The 16519-nt window shown below is 46.0% G+C and carries 10 protein-coding genes; 6 read left to right on the forward strand and 4 right to left on the reverse strand.

Features of this window, described 5'->3' with window-relative positions; translation table 11 throughout:
- Positions 1-366: 366 nt before the first annotated feature.
- Both SVI_RS09480 and pabB read right to left on the reverse strand, forming a co-directional pair.
- Positions 367-957 carry a CoA pyrophosphatase gene (locus SVI_RS09480; protein ID WP_013051291.1) on the reverse strand — a complete coding sequence of 197 codons (591 nt, stop codon included), beginning with the start codon at positions 955-957 and terminating at the stop codon, positions 367-369.
- A gap of 28 nt (positions 958-985) precedes the next feature.
- Positions 986-2380: an aminodeoxychorismate synthase component I gene (gene pabB / locus SVI_RS09485; RefSeq protein WP_041419843.1), complete on the reverse strand. Its 1395-nt coding sequence runs from the start codon at positions 2378-2380 to the stop codon at positions 986-988.
- A 139-nt stretch (positions 2381-2519) separates the two neighbouring features.
- Here pabB and SVI_RS09490 point away from each other — a divergent pair, with 139 nt between their 5' ends.
- The 4 genes from SVI_RS09490 (at position 2520) to SVI_RS09505 (ending at position 8301) form a co-directional block, all read left to right on the forward strand.
- Positions 2520-4043, forward strand: coding sequence for a fumarate hydratase (locus SVI_RS09490; RefSeq protein ID WP_013051293.1), 1524 nt, complete (start codon positions 2520-2522; stop codon positions 4041-4043).
- Positions 4044-4266: 223 nt separating this feature from the next.
- Entirely contained in the window at positions 4267-6318 is a 2052-nt protein-coding gene (locus SVI_RS09495) for a dipeptidyl-peptidase 5 (RefSeq protein WP_041419844.1), read from the forward strand.
- Positions 6319-6437: 119 nt separating this feature from the next.
- The gene (locus tag SVI_RS09500; RefSeq protein WP_013051295.1) at positions 6438-7763 is read left to right on the forward strand and encodes a DUF2157 domain-containing protein; all 1326 of its coding nucleotides are present in this window, start codon (positions 6438-6440) and stop codon (positions 7761-7763) included.
- On the forward strand, positions 7753-8301 hold the full coding sequence (locus SVI_RS09505; RefSeq protein ID WP_013051296.1) for a GDYXXLXY domain-containing protein: 549 nt from the start codon (positions 7753-7755) through the stop codon (positions 8299-8301). Before SVI_RS09500 ends, SVI_RS09505 begins: the two co-directional genes overlap by 11 nt.
- 225 nt (positions 8302-8526) lie before the next feature.
- Here SVI_RS09505 and SVI_RS09510 read toward each other — a convergent pair whose 3' ends face one another.
- The gene (locus tag SVI_RS09510; protein WP_013051297.1) at positions 8527-10107 is read right to left on the reverse strand and encodes an isocitrate lyase; all 1581 of its coding nucleotides are present in this window, start codon (positions 10105-10107) and stop codon (positions 8527-8529) included.
- 112 nt (positions 10108-10219) lie between these two features.
- Between SVI_RS09510 and SVI_RS09515 the strand changes: the two genes are divergently transcribed.
- On the forward strand, positions 10220-11164 hold the full coding sequence (locus SVI_RS09515; RefSeq protein ID WP_013051298.1) for a LysR family transcriptional regulator: 945 nt from the start codon (positions 10220-10222) through the stop codon (positions 11162-11164).
- A 187-nt stretch (positions 11165-11351) separates the two neighbouring features.
- Entirely contained in the window at positions 11352-13520 is a 2169-nt protein-coding gene (locus tag SVI_RS09520; protein WP_013051299.1) for a malate synthase G, read from the forward strand.
- A 123-nt stretch (positions 13521-13643) separates the two neighbouring features.
- Here SVI_RS09520 and adhE read toward each other — a convergent pair whose 3' ends face one another.
- Positions 13644-16244, reverse strand: a complete 2601-nt coding sequence (adhE, locus tag SVI_RS09525; RefSeq protein WP_013051300.1) for a bifunctional acetaldehyde-CoA/alcohol dehydrogenase — start codon at positions 16242-16244, stop codon at positions 13644-13646.
- Between the last annotated feature and the right edge of the window lie 275 nt (positions 16245-16519).

Here is a 16519-nt window from a genome sequence, read left to right on the forward strand (position 1 = left end):
GTTCCTAGATTTCTAAATTCCTAGAGAATGAGGTGTTTGCAGAGTGTGTTTATCATGGCAGCGGTTGCGCCCCAGATTAGGTGTTTTCGATAACGGATAAAATTGGCTGCATGTGATGTACCCCATGGTCTTGGTCTATCTACTTTCGACAGACCGACGACTGTGGTGCTGTAATAAATATTACTGGGAGTGTCTAAAGAATCAGGTGTTTGCAGAGTGTGTTTATCATGGCAGCGGTTGCTCCCCAGATAAGGTGCTCTCGATAACGGATAAAATTGGCTGCATGTCATGGTTCACATGGCCTTGGTCAATCTGTTTTTGAAGCCTGTAATCCTGTAATCCTGTAATAAATCTTATTGAGAGTGTTTAGATAATTAGGTGTTTGCAGAGTGTGTTTATCATGGCTGCGGTTGCTCCCCAGATTAGGTGCTCTCGATAGCGGATAAAATAAACCGGGTGATGGATCCCATGGCGTTGGTAAATCTGTTTTTGCCGATTTTCCGCCTGTAATAAATAGGATAAAGGCACAGTAAACAGTTCATCGACTTCACCCGGATCCAATTTAGGGGTAAAGGCTTCCTTTACCAGTCCTATGACAGGGGTTATCTCAAAACCGCTAAACGTTTTCATCGCAGGATATTGACCAATCACTTCTACATTATCAGGGTAAAGTGCAATCTCCTCGGCAGCCTCTCTCAATGCAGTTTCGATAAGTGAAGCATCACCCAGTTCAACTTTTCCGCCTGGAAAACTGATTTGTCCCGGATGAGATCTAAGATGAGTGGGGCGCCTGGTGAGTAGCACATGGAACTCACCCTCTTCATGTATTAAGGCAATGAGGACCGCAGCTTGTCGCAGAGTATCCTTAATATCCGGGTTCGATTCTTCGGGAGCTTGTAGGAGGTTATATCTGAGTTTGAAATCAGTTAATGCAATAGGCTTAATCATTTTTGGCATATAACCTCTACTTATTTACGCTCAAATATCAAGCCTGTAATACAGGCAAAATCTTACTGACTTTATCATAGGTTTCTTTATATTCACTCTCTGCCGTCGAGTCGACAACGATTCCGCCGCCAGCCCAACAATGAATGATGCCATCTATAGCCACTAAGGTTCGTATGGTGATACTGGTGTCCATCTGCCCATCTTGACTGATGTAACCGATAGAACCACAGTAAAGACTTCTCCTTGAGGGTTCAAGTTCTTCTATTATCTCCATGGCCCGAATTTTAGGGGCTCCTGTGATTGACCCCCCCGGGAAGCAGGCCTGCAATAAATCTGTAGCCTGATATTGTGGGGAAAGTTTTGCCGTTACTGTGCTGACGAGATGATGTACGGCAGGAAAGCTTTCAATCTTAAACAGGTGAGGCACAGATACCGAGCCTGCTTTGGCAACCTTGCCCAGATCGTTACGTAGCAGATCGACAATCATCAAGTTTTCAGCCCTGTCTTTGGCGGAATGGGCTAGCTGTAATGCCGACTCTTGATCTTGCTCCTGTGTGGGGTACCTAGGACTCGTGCCTTTAATGGGTTTAGTCTGAATATCTTCACCTCTGAGCTGAATAAATCGCTCGGGAGAAATTGACAGTAAGGCGCCTTGGGGGAGTCGAATGAAGGCGGAGAAAGGCGCCTTATTGGATTCCCTGAGTTTGAGGTAAGCCTGCCATTCATCACCCTGATATTTAGCCGAGAATCTTTGGGTCAGGTTTATTTGATAGCAGTCGCCGCTTTGAATATATGCTTGAATAACGTCGAATTTCTCTTCGTAATCTGCCTTTGTTAGTTGGGGCCGCCAGTCACCTATAAGGGAAAATTGTGCTTTGTTGGATTGGTGTTCAAGTTTGCCTTGCAGCCATGTCAGGCTGGTTTGTGCATCTATTTCATTGCCGTAATGCACTAAGCTCCAGGCTTGTGCTTGATGATCGAATACCAGTGCCCATAGATATAAGCCAATGTTCATGGCTGGCAGGGAAATGTCGTCGGCGGCTATTGCGGGGATTTTCTCGATTTTTCTTCCAAGATCATAGTTGAAGCTGCCCATTGCACCGCCGGAAAAAGGCAATGTACTGGATTTTTGTACCGGGAAGTTATGGCTTAACTCCTGTTTAACCAGATCGAATGGATTTATCTGGCTAAGGCTAGAGCTTGTCAGTGAGTGGTCTCGATATCGGCTTATTTCGGTATGAGACCCTTCTGTGACAAGTGTCACAATGGGGTCAAGGCAAATGATGTCGAAGCGGCTATCACAATGATCGGCACTGGCCGAATCGAGTAACACAGCCCAGGGAATATCGGACAAGGATGAAAATAATTCTGTGGTGGTATATTTCCAATCAAGACGCAGTATAGACACACACTGCAGCGCCGATAAATTCATTGTTTAACCTTATCTAAAATGTGATATTCCCCTAAAAGTCACGAAAGAGTATCATATCTCTCAGCTAGCATTAATAAAAACAGATATAGATGCCAAAAATGGCTCAAAGTGTTCCCATTGTGTGTATAAGGAAGTGATTGTGAGTAAAGAAGTTGTCATTAAACAAGCAGATCTCATCGAGAGCGTCGCCGATGCCCTACAATATATCTCTTACTATCATCCTAAGGATTTCGTCGATGCAATGACCCAAGCCTATGAGCGTGAAGAGAGCGCTGCAGCAAAAGATGCCATTGCTCAAATCTTGATAAATTCACGTATGTCAGCTGAAGGTAAGCGACCTCTGTGTCAAGACACGGGTATTGTGACTTGTTTCGTTAAAGTCGGTATGGCTGTGAAGTGGGATAAAACAGACATGACCATTCAGCAGATGGTCGATGAGGGCGTAAGACAAGCCTATCTCAATCCTGACAATCCACTGCGTGCATCTATCGTCGCAGATCCTGCCGGGGCACGCATAAATACCAAAGACAACACACCATCTGTGGTCCATATCGACATGATCCCAGGCAATCACATCGAAGTAGCTATCGCTGCTAAAGGTGGCGGATCTGAAAATAAATCTAAGATGGCCATGCTCAATCCATCCGATGACATTGCTGCCTGGGTTGAGAGAACCTTACCAACCATGGGCGCGGGCTGGTGTCCACCGGGTATGTTAGGCATAGGTATAGGTGGCACCGCCGAAAAAGCGGCTGTTTTAGCCAAAGAGTCCTTAATGGATCCGGTCGATATTCATGAGCTGCAGCAAAGAGGCGCGCAGACGGCGGAAGAAAAATTACGTCTCGACATCTTTGAGCGTGCAAACAATCTGGGCATAGGTGCCCAGGGACTCGGTGGTTTGACAACTGTCTTAGACGTTAAGATAAAATCCATGCCCACTCATGCGGCATCTAAGCCCGTGGTGATGATCCCTAATTGCGCCGCTACGCGCCATGTACATTTCCATCTTGATGGCACTGGGCCTGCTGAATTAACGCCGCCTTCTCTGGAAGATTGGCCGGTGATCACCCGAGAAGTCGGGGAGAACACACACAGAGTCAATCTCGATACCGTGACTCAAGCCGAAATCGAAACATGGAAGAGTGGCGACACCTTACTCCTAAACGGCAAGATGCTAACCGGCCGTGATGCGGCGCATAAACGCATTCAGACACTTATCGAATCTGGTGAAGGGCTGCCAGAAGGCGTCGACTTTACCGGTAAATTTATCTATTACGTGGGTCCGGTGGATCCTGTAGGCAGTGAAGTTGTCGGGCCAGCAGGTCCTACAACGGCGACCCGTATGGATAAGTTTACCGATCTAATGCTCGAGAAAACAGGCTTGATGGGCATGATAGGTAAAGCCGAGCGTGGGCCTGCAACCGTTGCTTCAATCAAGAAGCACAAGGCGGTTTACCTTATGGCAGTTGGCGGCGCGGCTTACTTAGTGTCTAAAGCCATCAAGAAGTCACGAGTGGTAGCCTTTGCCGACTTAGGCATGGAAGCTATCTATGAGTTTGATGTTAAAGATATGCCAGTCACTGTGGCGGTAGACTCAGAGGGCGTGAATGTTCACGAGACCGGTCCTGCACAATGGAAAGTGAGCCTGGAACCCGCGAAATAACTCAGTCTTACTAGAGTAAACTTGGCTTAGGCATATTGCTTAAGCCAAGTATTTTGGATAGTGTTTACCCCATCGGCTTATATGCCGAAACATTATGTCAGCGGGACACCTAAAACAAAACTAACTCGAGTCTTGGGTGAATGCCGGACAGCTTAATTCGCTAATCATCTGGCTGATATGCCAATTGATTAGACTTAATAAATCACAGAAGATGATAATAATAATGAAAAAAACTGCAATCATACTCGCCATGGCTGGTGCCGGAGTCGCAATGTCGGCTCAAGCCACATCGCCACAGCCTTTCAAGGTTCAAGACCTGGTTAAAATCAACAAACTTTATTCAACAACTTTATCTAATGATGGCAATAGCATCGTATTTGGCATCAAAAAATTTGATGCTGAAGGAAAAGCCAGTTCAGACCTTTATATCAAAGACTTGACGAAAAAGGACTCGAAGCCGAAGCAAATCACATCCGCTGCCGGTACCGAGCATAACGCCGTATTTTCGGCCGATGACCAGTCAGTCTATTTTTTGGCCTCTCGTAATGGTTCTACCCAAGTATATCAATTACCTCTGACAGGGGGAGAAGCTCTACAAGTATCTGACTTACCACTGGATGTAGAAGGGTTTAAACTTTCTCAAGATGGCAAGCAAGTCGTGTTAAACATGCGTGTCTTCCCTGAATGCAAAGATCTTAAATGCTCTAAAGATAAATTCACCGCAGAAGCCGCACGTAAATCCACGGGCCGTGAATATAAGCAGTTGATGATCCGTCATTGGGATACCTGGAGCGACCACTCCCGTAGCCATCTGTTTGTGGCACAATTAAACGGCGAAAATATCACCACAGCCGTGGATGTCACCGCCGGCTTGGATACGGAAACGCCTCCCAAGCCATTCTCTGGCATGGAAGAGGTCACCTTTACTCCAGACGGAAAGTATGTGGTCTACAGTGCCAAGGCGCCGAGTAAAGAGCAGGCTTGGACAACTAACTATGACCTCTGGCAGGTGCCGGTAACAGGCGGTGATGGAGTTAATTTAACTGAGTCAAATAAGGCCTGGGATGCACATCCGACATACTCTGCCGATGGCCGTTATTTAGCTTATTTGGCGATGAAAAAGCCGGGTTTCGAAGCCGACAGATATCGCATCATGTTGCGTGATACCGTAACGGGTCAGGAAAAAGAAGTGGCGCCTCTATGGGATAGAAGTGCGAGTTCAATGATTTTCGGTAAGGATAATAGAACCTTATACGTTACAGCCCAAGATGTGGGACAAGTCAGTATTTTTGAAGTGAACACGCAATTTGGTGACGTAAAAACCATTTACACCGAAGGCAGTAACAGCATAGTCGGTGTAACGGCTGATAAGATTATCTTCAATAATAAGAGTCTGGTACAGCCAGGGGATCTCCACTCTATTAATTTTGATGGTCAAGACTTACAGAAACTGACCGATATCAATCATGAAAAACTCGCCAAGATTAAATTCGGTGAATTTGAGCAGTTTAGTTTCAAGGGCTGGAATAATGAAGAGGTCCACGGTTACTGGATCAAGCCATCGAACTTCAAGGTTGGCACTCAATATCCTATCGCATTCCTAGTTCATGGCGGGCCTCAGGGTTCATTCGGCAATACTTTTAGCAGCCGCTGGAATGCTCAACTTTGGGCCGGCGCTGGTTATGGTGTGGTGATGATCGATTTCCATGGCTCTACCGGTTATGGGCAGGCATTTACTGATTCTATCTCTAAAGATTGGGGCGGTAAGCCACTTGAAGATCTTCAAAAAGGCCTAGCCGCGGTGACCAAGCAACAGAAATGGTTAGATTCAAGTCGTGCCTGTGCACTGGGTGGGTCATATGGTGGCTATATGATGAACTGGATCCAGGGTAACTGGAGCGACGGCTTTAAATGTTTGGTGAATCATGCCGGACTATTCGATATGCGCTCCATGTATTATGTGACCGAAGAGCTCTGGTTCCCAGAATATGAGTTCGGTGGCACATATGATGAGAACAAGGAATTGTATGAGAAGTTTAACCCGGTCAATTACGTAGAGAACTGGAAAACACCCATGTTAGTGATCCACGGTGAGAAAGATTTCCGTGTTCCTTATGGGCAAGGATTGGCGGCATTTACCTTTATGCAGAGAAAAGGCATTCCATCTGAGTTACTGATTTATCCGGAAGAGAATCATTGGATCCTCAACCCAGATAATCTGGAACTATGGTACGCCAATGTTTTGGGTTGGATGGACCGCTGGACTGAAAAGTAACCTGTAATTTACCGCTTAATATAGTTAGATGAAGAGGTCAGATATTTATCTGGCCTTTTTTGTCGATGATTTTTGTATAAACTGAATAATATCGTTTTAAGGTCTCAAAGGAGTGAAGCATGCGGCTTATACAGTTATTAAAGAAAGAGTTGGCAAAAGAAGCCAGGGGCTGGGTAGATGAATCACTCATCACCCATGAGCAAGGCCAAGCTATTTTGGCTAAGTATGGTGAGTCATTGGATAATGACGCCAATAAAACCAGCTTTGGTTATTATCTCTTGATGGCATTAGGCAGTCTATTTATCGGACTGGCCCTCATATTAATCATTTCACATAACTGGGATGAGATCCCAAGCTTGGTCAAAACCGGCGCCTTAATCTTACTCACGCTCACCACGAACCTAATAGGCTTACGTTTATATCTGACTAACCGGCATCAAGCCGCAAATATTTGGGTATTTTTTGGGGCCATATCCTATGGCACCAGTATTATGCTGATTGCGCAAATTTACCACCTAGGTGAGCATTATCCAGATGGTATATATTGGTGGGCGTTAGGTGTTTTACCTTTAGTGCTATTAACCCGAAGTCGTTTGCTGTCATTACTGATGCTCGCGCTTGGGACAATCTGGCTGTGCGTAGAGGTAGGTGAAGCATTTTTCCCCGCGAGCTATCCTGTCTTTGTCTTATCTGCCCTGTTCCTTGCTCTGTATTGTCGCTCAACACCCATAATATTTGTCTTTAGTCTGTTTGCTCTGCTGGTTTGGCTTAACTTAGCCTTGGCTTGGCTGATGGGCAGCGGCATGAATTATGAGCCCTTTGGTGACTTGCTGCCATTCTCTCTTGCGCTTGGGCTGGTGTTTAATGGGCTGGCTTGGGCATTGATGCGTACATCGAATCCTACATGGCGAGAGTATGGACTCGTGTTGCATCTTTGGCTCTTAAGAGTTTCAGTGGTGACTCTGCTCATACTCAGTTTTGAAGGTGTTTGGCACGAGTACTCATCTGAAAGTGACATGACTCTGGTATTAAGTATCGCTGCATTGATTATGTGCGGCGTGGTTTCTTGGCGACTGTCTGCTAAGAATGGCCGATACGCCTCGATGCCCGCGGTACTTTATAGTATTTGTTTCAGTATTTGTTTCATTGCTCAAGCCTACTTAAGCAGCGGGGATATGATTGCCGCTGTCACTATCAATTTTTTATTGCTAGTGCTGGGCATAAGTTTGATTCGCCGAGGCATAGAGCAAGATGAAACCCAATACTTTTATACCGGAGTCGGGGTGTTGTTAGCGACGGCCTTTGTGCGATATTTCGATCTTATCGGTGATTATCTCGGCGGCGCGCTGCTGTTTCTTATTGCTGCGTCTATCATGATGCTGGCTGCCAGATATTGGCGATTACGCGGGCAAACAAAGCCAGGAGGGCGAGCGGATGAAGCTTAATTCAGGGTTAGTACAAGACACGAACTGGTATCAGAGTCGTACCTTTAAGATAGGGCTCATCCTTGCGATCACTCTTCAGCTTTCGGTGCTAGTGGTAGAGTATTTGGGCTCAGTTTGGCCAATTTGGACCGGCACCCCAATCATACTCAAAACCCAGCCTTATGATCCCAGAAGCTTGTTTCGAGGTAACTTTGTGCGTCTTAGTTATGATATCAGTCAAGTAGAGACTGATAATGCTAGTGATTATAAACTAGGCAGTGTCGTCTATGTCAGTGTAAAAGAAGGGCAGAGACATTGGCGCTTTCAAAGTCTCTCTAAGTTAAAACCGCTAACTGGGCTGTTTATACGTGGAAGGGTCAGGGCTAATTACGCTAACAGCTTATCTATCGAATATGGCATAGAGGCATTTTTCATGCCCAAAGAAAAAGCGCTTTTAGCACAAGAAACTCTGAGGGAGGGCGCATTGATGCGTATCTTTGTGTCAAGAAGCGGTAAAGCCCGGGTGCTGGAATTTGTCTGCCTAGGTGATGCTTGTTGAGATAAGTTGCTAAATACTGAACCAGACTCTGTATTCGGATCATCTTGGTACCAGTGTGGCCATCGAACAGGCGTTTAGCCAATAGACGGATTATATTTTGCAGTCCTTGATCTAAGATGAATCCATATAGCTGAAATAGAAAAACCGAAGTCGGGTGACTTCGGTTTTTTATTTACCCTCTCCCGAATGTGGGATTCAGTAGGGGATTAGTCGAACTGGATATGATTAGAATTGGTTCATGGTGTTGTCTTTACCCGACGCCTTTAGCGCCTGATCACCAGAGAAGTACTGCTTGTGATCATCACCCATATCGGAACCTGCCATGTTCTGGTGCTTAACACAGGCGATACCTTGACGGATCTCCTTGCGCTGAACATTCGCCACATAACCTAACATGCCTTGATCTCCGAAGTACTCTTTGGCCAAGTTGTCGGTAGACAAGGCAGCCGTATGATACGTAGGCAAGGTGATTAGGTGATGGAAGATACCCGCTTCACGGGCTGAATCAGCCTGGAATGTACGGATTTTCTCATCGGCCTGAATAGCAAGCTCGGTGCCATCGTAATCTATGCTCATCAAATCGGCACGGATATATGCAGAGACGTCTTGCCCTTCGAGCTTCATGCCATCGAAGATCTGTTGACGGAAGTTGAGTGTCCAGTTAAATGACGGCGAGTTGTTGTAAACCAGCTTAGCATTTGGCACGACTTCACGAATGGCATTCACCATGGCACCTATTTGAGCCACATGGGGCTTTTCTGTCTCAATCCACAGTAAGTCAGCACCATTTTGAAGACTAGTGATACAGTCGAGTACACAGCGTTCTTCACCAGTACCGGCGCGGAACTTGAATAGGCCGTTAGGCAGACGTGAAGGCTTAACCAGCTTATCGCCACGCTTAAAGACCACGTCGCCATTTTCCAAATTGTTGCTAGTGACTTCCTCTGCTTCGATGAAAGAGTTGTACTTATCACCTAAGTCACCGGGCTCAGAAGTCACCGCAATTTTCTGGGTCAGACCCGCACCGAGAGAATCGGTACGTGCCACGATAACGCCATCATCTATACCCAGTTCCAGGAAGGCATAACGAACGGCATTGATCTTGGCCAAAAACTCAATATGGGGAACCGTTACCTTGCCATCTTGATGACCACATTGCTTCACATCAGAAACCTGATTTTCAAGCTGTATACAACAGGCACCGGCTTCAATCATCTGCTTAGCCATCAAGTAAGTGGCTTCTTCGTTACCAAAACCCGCATCAATGTCGGCGATAATAGGCACAACATGAGTTTCGAAATTATCTATTTTATCTTGGATAGCGGCTTTATCGGCAGCCTCAGCTTTATCGAGTTCACGGAACAGGCCACCTAGCTCACGAGCATCAGCTTGGCGAAGGAAGGTATAAAGTTCGGCAATTAGGCTAGCGACTGAGGTTTTCTCATGCATGGATTGATCGGGCAGAGGACCAAACTCACTGCGCAGGGCTGCAACCATCCAACCAGACAGATAAAGATAACATCGCTTAGTGGTCAGTAGGTGCTTCTTAATGGCTATCATCTTCTGTTGGCCGATGAAACCGTGCCAGCAACCTAACGACTGAGTGTATTTAGAGCTGTCAGTATCGTAATTAGCCATGTCTTCACGCATTATCTTAGCTGTGTACTTAGCAATGTCTAACCCTGTCTTAAATTGATTCTGAGCACGCATACGAGCGACTGACTCAGGGTTAATTGCATTCCAGGCATTACCTTCTTTCTTTATCAAGCTTGCTGCAGTATCAATATCGGTTGTGTAATTTGACATGGTAAGTCCCTTCCTACAAAAAATTATTATCAACGATTGCTTCCGTCTAAAATAATAGTAATATTGAGCTAAATTAGTCTAATTTATAGTAATTATCTTCGGTATTTGTTTTATGAATATGTCTCGTATTGACCTGAATCTATTGGTTTATTTTGATGTTTTGCTCAGAGAGTTGAATGTGACACGCGCCGCAGATCAACTAGGTATCAGCCAACCTGCCATGAGTAATGGGCTTAAAAGGTTAAGAATTTTGTTCGATGATCCTCTGCTTATCAGAACCAGTAAGGGGATGACGCCGACGGAGAGGGCAAGTGAGCTAAAACCTGTGATCCGTGAGTTGTTAATCGGCTTGGAGAAAGCGGTACAACCTAAGGCCGAATTCAACGCGCGCGAGAGTGAGCAAGTGTTTCGCATGATGGCTTCGGACTATGCCGAGTCAACGCTCATTCCCTTATTAATCGCTCGCCTGCGCAATGAAGCGCCGAAAGTCATTTTGGATATCATGACACCAAGTGACGTTAACTTTGCCGATGTAGAGCAAGGTAGAGTGGACATGGCGATTAACCGTTTCGATGAAATCCCTCAATCCTTTCATCAAAAAGTACTCTGGAAAGATACATTCAGTTGCCTTATTAACCGTAATAACCCTGTGCTTAAGGACTTTAATCTTAAAAATTATCTAAAATCACACCATGTATGGGTGAGTAAAACCGGCATGGGAGTCGGAGTCGGCATGGATCCCGATGATGTCCAGCGTCTGGGATGGGTGGATGAAGCCCTAGCTAGAATCGATGCTAAGCGCCGTATCACAGTGTTTACCCGCAATTATCAGGCGGCCAGTTCATTGGCAGAAAGGCAGGACTTGATTGCCACTGTGCCAAGTAAGATGGCCAGATTACAGCAAGATAACCCTAGGGTGAGCATAGTGACACCGCCATTTGACATCCCACCCATAGAGTTGACCATGGCCTGGAGTCCTTTACTGCAACATAATCCGGCTCATCGATGGATGAGAGAGCTCATCACAGAAACGGCTAGGATAATAGATAGATTCTAGTGGTTAGGCTGCAGCGTGATTCAAGCATTATAAGTTTTGTGAATGCTAACTATAACTACGATAAATTAGTGATATATATTCAGTCTGGATAGACTGAATACAAGCTCTATTAACATCTTGCTCTATATGAGTCACCAAGTAGAGACGGCACTCATAGTGTCAATGTAACCTATTGGAAGGGAAAAATATGACATCACGTATTCAAGTTGGCAATTTACAGGTCGCTACCTCACTGTTCGAGTTAGTCAATCAGCAGATGATCCCCGGAACCGACATTTCATCGGAACGCTTTTGGATCTCACTTGAATCCATTATTGATGATCTAACCCCAAAGAACAGAGACTTATTAGCCCGTCGTGATGAGTTACAAGCTCAGATAGACAAGTGGCATACAGAACATAAGGTCCATGACCCTCTGGCCTATAAGGCATTTTTGCAACAGATAGGTTATCTGGTTACCGAAGGTGAGGATTTCACCATCACCACAGAAAATGTTGATATTGAAATTGCTCTGCAGGCTGGACCTCAGCTTGTTGTCCCGGTTAAAAATGCCCGTTTTGCCCTTAATGCTGCTAACGCGCGTTGGGGGAGCTTATATGATGCACTTTATGGTACCGATGCCATCAGTGAAGCTGGGGGCGCCGAGATTGGTAGTGGTTTTAATCCAGTACGTGGCAGTAAGGTCATAGCGTTTGCCAAGCAGCATTTAGACCAACTGGCTCCTTTAGCAATTGGCAGCCATAGCGAGGTAAGCCATTATCAAATTGATCGAGACCAGCTAGTAATCACCCTAAGCGATGGCACAGATACTCAACTTAAACAGCCTGGAAAATTGGTGGGATATCTGGGAAATCTGGTGGCGCCACATGCCATTTTACTGAAGAATAATGGTTTGCATGTTGAGATTCAGATAGACAGAAATCACTCCATAGGCAAGACAGATCTGGCGGGCATGAAAGACCTACTGGTAGAAGCTGCTGTAACCACCATCATGGATTGTGAAGACTCGGTGGCTGCTGTCGATGCAGAAGACAAGTGTGAGGTCTATCAAAACTGGTTAGGCTTGATGAAAGGTGATCTCACCGCCCAGTTAATCAAAGGCGGTAAGACAATAACCCGAGAACTCAATCTAGATCGTCGTTATTTGTCTGTTCAGGGGCGGGAGTTTACGCTGCCAGGTCGAAGTCTGTTGTTTATTCGTAATGTTGGCCACCTGATGACTAATGATGCCATTTTAGACAAGGCGGGTGACGAGATCCCTGAGGGGATCTTAGATGGTATGGTATCGGTATTGGCGGCCTTGCACGATCTTAAGGGCAATAATAAGCAACGCACTAATAGCCGAGCGGGTTCGATTAATATTGTTAAACCTAAAATGCATGGACCCGATGAGGTGGCATTTACCTGTGAGCTGTTTAGCCGTATCGAAGATGCACTCAGTCTCTCCAGAAATACCATCAAACTTGGGATCATGGATGAAGAGCGCAGGACAACGGTGAACTTGAAAGAATGTATTCGCGTGGCTAAGGAGAGAGTGGTGTTTATTAACACAGGATTTCTCGATAGAACCGGCGATGAGATCCACACTTCTATGTTAGCCGGCCCCTTTGTACCTAAAACACTGATGAAGCAACAAGCCTGGATTAAGGCCTATGAGGATTGGAATGTCGATGTAGGACTGGCATGTGGCTTACCCGGCCGTGCTCAGATAGGTAAGGGCATGTGGGCCATGCCTGATGAGATGGCGGCCATGCTTGCGCAAAAAACGGCTCATCCCAATGCAGGGGCTAATACGGCCTGGGTACCATCTCCCAATGGCGCCATACTGCATTCAACACATTATCATCAAATTAATGTCGCCGAGAAACAACAAGAATTGTCTAACAGACCCCATGCAAAATTAGATGACATCTTGACGATCCCCTTGTTGTCACAAAGCTTAACCGATGAAGAGATCCAACGTGAACTGGACAACAATGCCCAGGGGATCTTAGGTTACGTGGTACGTTGGATAGATAGTGGGGTTGGCTGTTCCAAAGTGCCTGATATCAACAACGTGGGACTAATGGAAGATAGAGCGACCTTGAGAATATCATCACAATATATCGCCAATTGGCTTGAGCATAAGATCTGTACCCAGGCGCAAGTTATCGCTTCCATGAAGAGAATGGCTGCGGTTGTTGATAAACAAAATGCCGGTGATGGCCTCTATCACAAGATGGCACCAGATTTCAGTGGCATCGCCTTTAACGCGGCGCTTGATCTGGTGTTTAAAGGAAAGGATCAGCCATCGGGTTACACTGAACCCTTGCTCCATGCTTATCGTATTAAAAAGAAGGCAGAGCAAACTCAATAAAGAGATATGCATTAACTGAACTTATTGCGATCCAGGTAAATAAAAGCCGGTTAACACCATGATGTTAACCGGCTTTTTAGACTCTATAGATTTTATCTAGCGTGTAGAGTCAAGCATGGGCAATCACTTATCGCTATAGGCGTTACCATAAAAACTGTCCAGCAGTACCTGCTTTAGCTCTGCTATCAAAGGATACCTTGGGTTGGCGCCTGTGCATTGATCATCGAATGCGTCTTCGGCTAATGTATCCAGTTTAGCTAGGAAGTCGGCTTCGTTGACGCCGGCTTCTCGGATTGAAGCCGGAATGCCAATCGTCTTCTTGAGTTTATCGATTTTTTCAAGTAGTGCCTCAACTTTTTGTTCATCTGTATTACCACTTAGGTTTAGGTGATCGGCAATCTTTGCATAGCGACAAAGGGCCTTAGGTCGATCGTATTGGCTAAATGCCGCCTGTTTAGTGGGCATGTCAGTGGCATTGAAACGTATCACATTACTGATGAGTAGGGCGTTGGCCAAACCATGTGCCAGGTGGAACTCGGCGCCCAACTTATGGGCCATAGAGTGGCAGACTCCCAGGAAGGCATTGGCAAAAGCTATACCGGCTATGGTTGAGCCATTATGTACCTTTTCGCGTGCTACCGGGGCGCTAGCGCCTAGGTTATAGGCATCGGGAAGATGCTTAAATAACAAGTCTAAAGCCTGCAGAGCCTGACCATCACTGTATTCGTTGGCCATCACACTGACATAGGCTTCCAGTGCATGGGTGATGGCATCTATTCCACCGAAGGCGGTGAGAGATTTAGGCATGTCCATAACTAAATTAGGATCGATTATAGCCATGTTCGGTGTCAACTGATAATCGGCAATAGGGTACTTCATTCCTGTGGTTTCATCGGTTACCACCGCGAATGGGGTGACTTCAGAACCTGTGCCCGAGGTGGTCGGGATAGCGACCATCTGTGCCTTGACACCTAGTTTTGGGAATTTGTAGATACGTTTGCGAATATCCATAAATCTAAGGGCGAGATCGGCAAAGTCCACATCGGGATGCTCATACATGACCCAGATAATCTTAGCCGCATCCATAGGGGAGCCGCCACCGAGCGCGATGATCACATCGGGTTGAAAGCTTTGGGCCATCTTGGCGCCTTGTTTGACTATGGCTAAGGTGGGATCGGCTTCTACTTCATAAAATATCTCGGTTTCTAATCCCTGCGCCTTAAGGATCTTGATGGTTTCATTACAATATCCATTATTAAACAAATACTTGTCTGTCACTATCAGGGCACGTTTCTTGTCACTTAGCTCCTCGAGTGCGATAGGCAAGCTGCCACGGCGGAAATAGATAGATGAAGGAAGCTTGTGCCACAACATATTCTCAGCCCTCTTGGCGACCATTTTCTTATTAATCAGGTGACTGGGCCCCACGTTTTCTGAAATAGAGTTGCCGCCCCATGAGCCGCAACCTAAGGTGAGTGAAGGTGCGAGTTTGAAGTTGTACAGATCGCCGATGCCGCCTTGTGAGGCTGGGGTGTTGATCAAAATGCGGGCTGTCTTCATGCGAAAACCGAAGGCCTTGACGCGATCCTCTTGGGTATCTTGGTTAGTATAGAGACCTGAGGTGTGTCCAATGCCACCTAAGGTGACTAGGGCCTCCGCCTTATCCATGGCATCATGAAAATCTTTGGCGCGATACATACCCAGTAAAGGTGATAGTTTTTCATGGGCAAAGGCTTCGGCGTCATTGATATCTGTGGCCTCGCCAATCAAGACCTTAGTCCAATGGGGCACGTCTATACCTGCCATGGCAGCGATATCTAAGGCGCTCTGTCCAACGATGTCGGCGTTGAGTCCACCATTCTTGATTATGACCCCTTGCATGGCCTCTGACTCGTTAGCACTGAGAATATAACCGCCGTGAGTGGCGAAGCGCTCTTTAACTATGTCATAAATTTCATCGACGACAATCACAGCTTGCTCTGATGCACACACGACGCCGTTATCGAAGGTTTTAGACATCAATATTGAGCTAACAGCACGTTTGATATCGGCGGTTTCATCGATCACGATTGGGGTATTACCCGCGCCTACTCCGATGGCGGGCTTGCCTGAAGAGTAAGCCGCTTTGACCATGCCGGGTCCACCTGTCGCTAAGATGAGGTTTATCTTGTCATGGGTCATCAATTTATTTGATAGTGCGACACTGGGCTCATCGATCCAACCGATAATATCTTTCGGGGCACCGGCTTTGACGGCGGCGTCCAGTACGATGCGTGCTGCGGTTGTGGTTGATTCCTTCGCCCTAGGATGAGGAGAAAAGATGATGCCATTACGGGTTTTTAGGCTAATAAGAGCCTTGAAAATTGCGGTGGATGTTGGGTTGGTGGTGGGCACTATGCCACAGATGATACCGACAGGTTCGGCTATGGTTATGGTACCGAAGGTAGGGTCTTCATCCACAATGCCGCAGGTCTTAGAGTCCTTATACTTGTTATAGATGTATTCGGAGGCGAAGTGATTCTTAATAACCTTATCTTCAATCACGCCCATGCCGGTTTCTGATGCAGCCATCTTAGCCAGAAATATTCTTGCATCGGCCGCCGCGAGGGCCGCCGCTCTGAAGATGATATCGACTCGTTCCTGACTGAAGTTAGCGAACTGGGCTTGTGCATCTGCAACTCGCTGTACAAGAAGATCGAGTTCTTGCTCATTGGTCACTGTCATTTCGTATTTCCTTGAAAAAATTTAGCCAAAATCGGTTTTGGCTAAATCTTCTCGATGTATAAAAATTACAGTGAAACCCTAGCGATAACCGTGATCTTAACCACAATTTCCACTCATGTTGTAATTAAATAACATTGTTAACGACTTGTTTGCTTGTTTGGTGAGCTGTTATGTTTTTAAACGGGATCATAAAATCTTATGTGAACTAGGGCCTAATAATCAAAAACTCATTTTTTCCAGATGAAAGCTTAGGTTAAACTTATGGGCAGAGCACC

Source organism: Shewanella violacea DSS12 (assembly GCF_000091325.1).
In the GTDB taxonomy this organism is placed as follows: Bacteria; Pseudomonadota; Gammaproteobacteria; order Enterobacterales; family Shewanellaceae; genus Shewanella; species Shewanella violacea.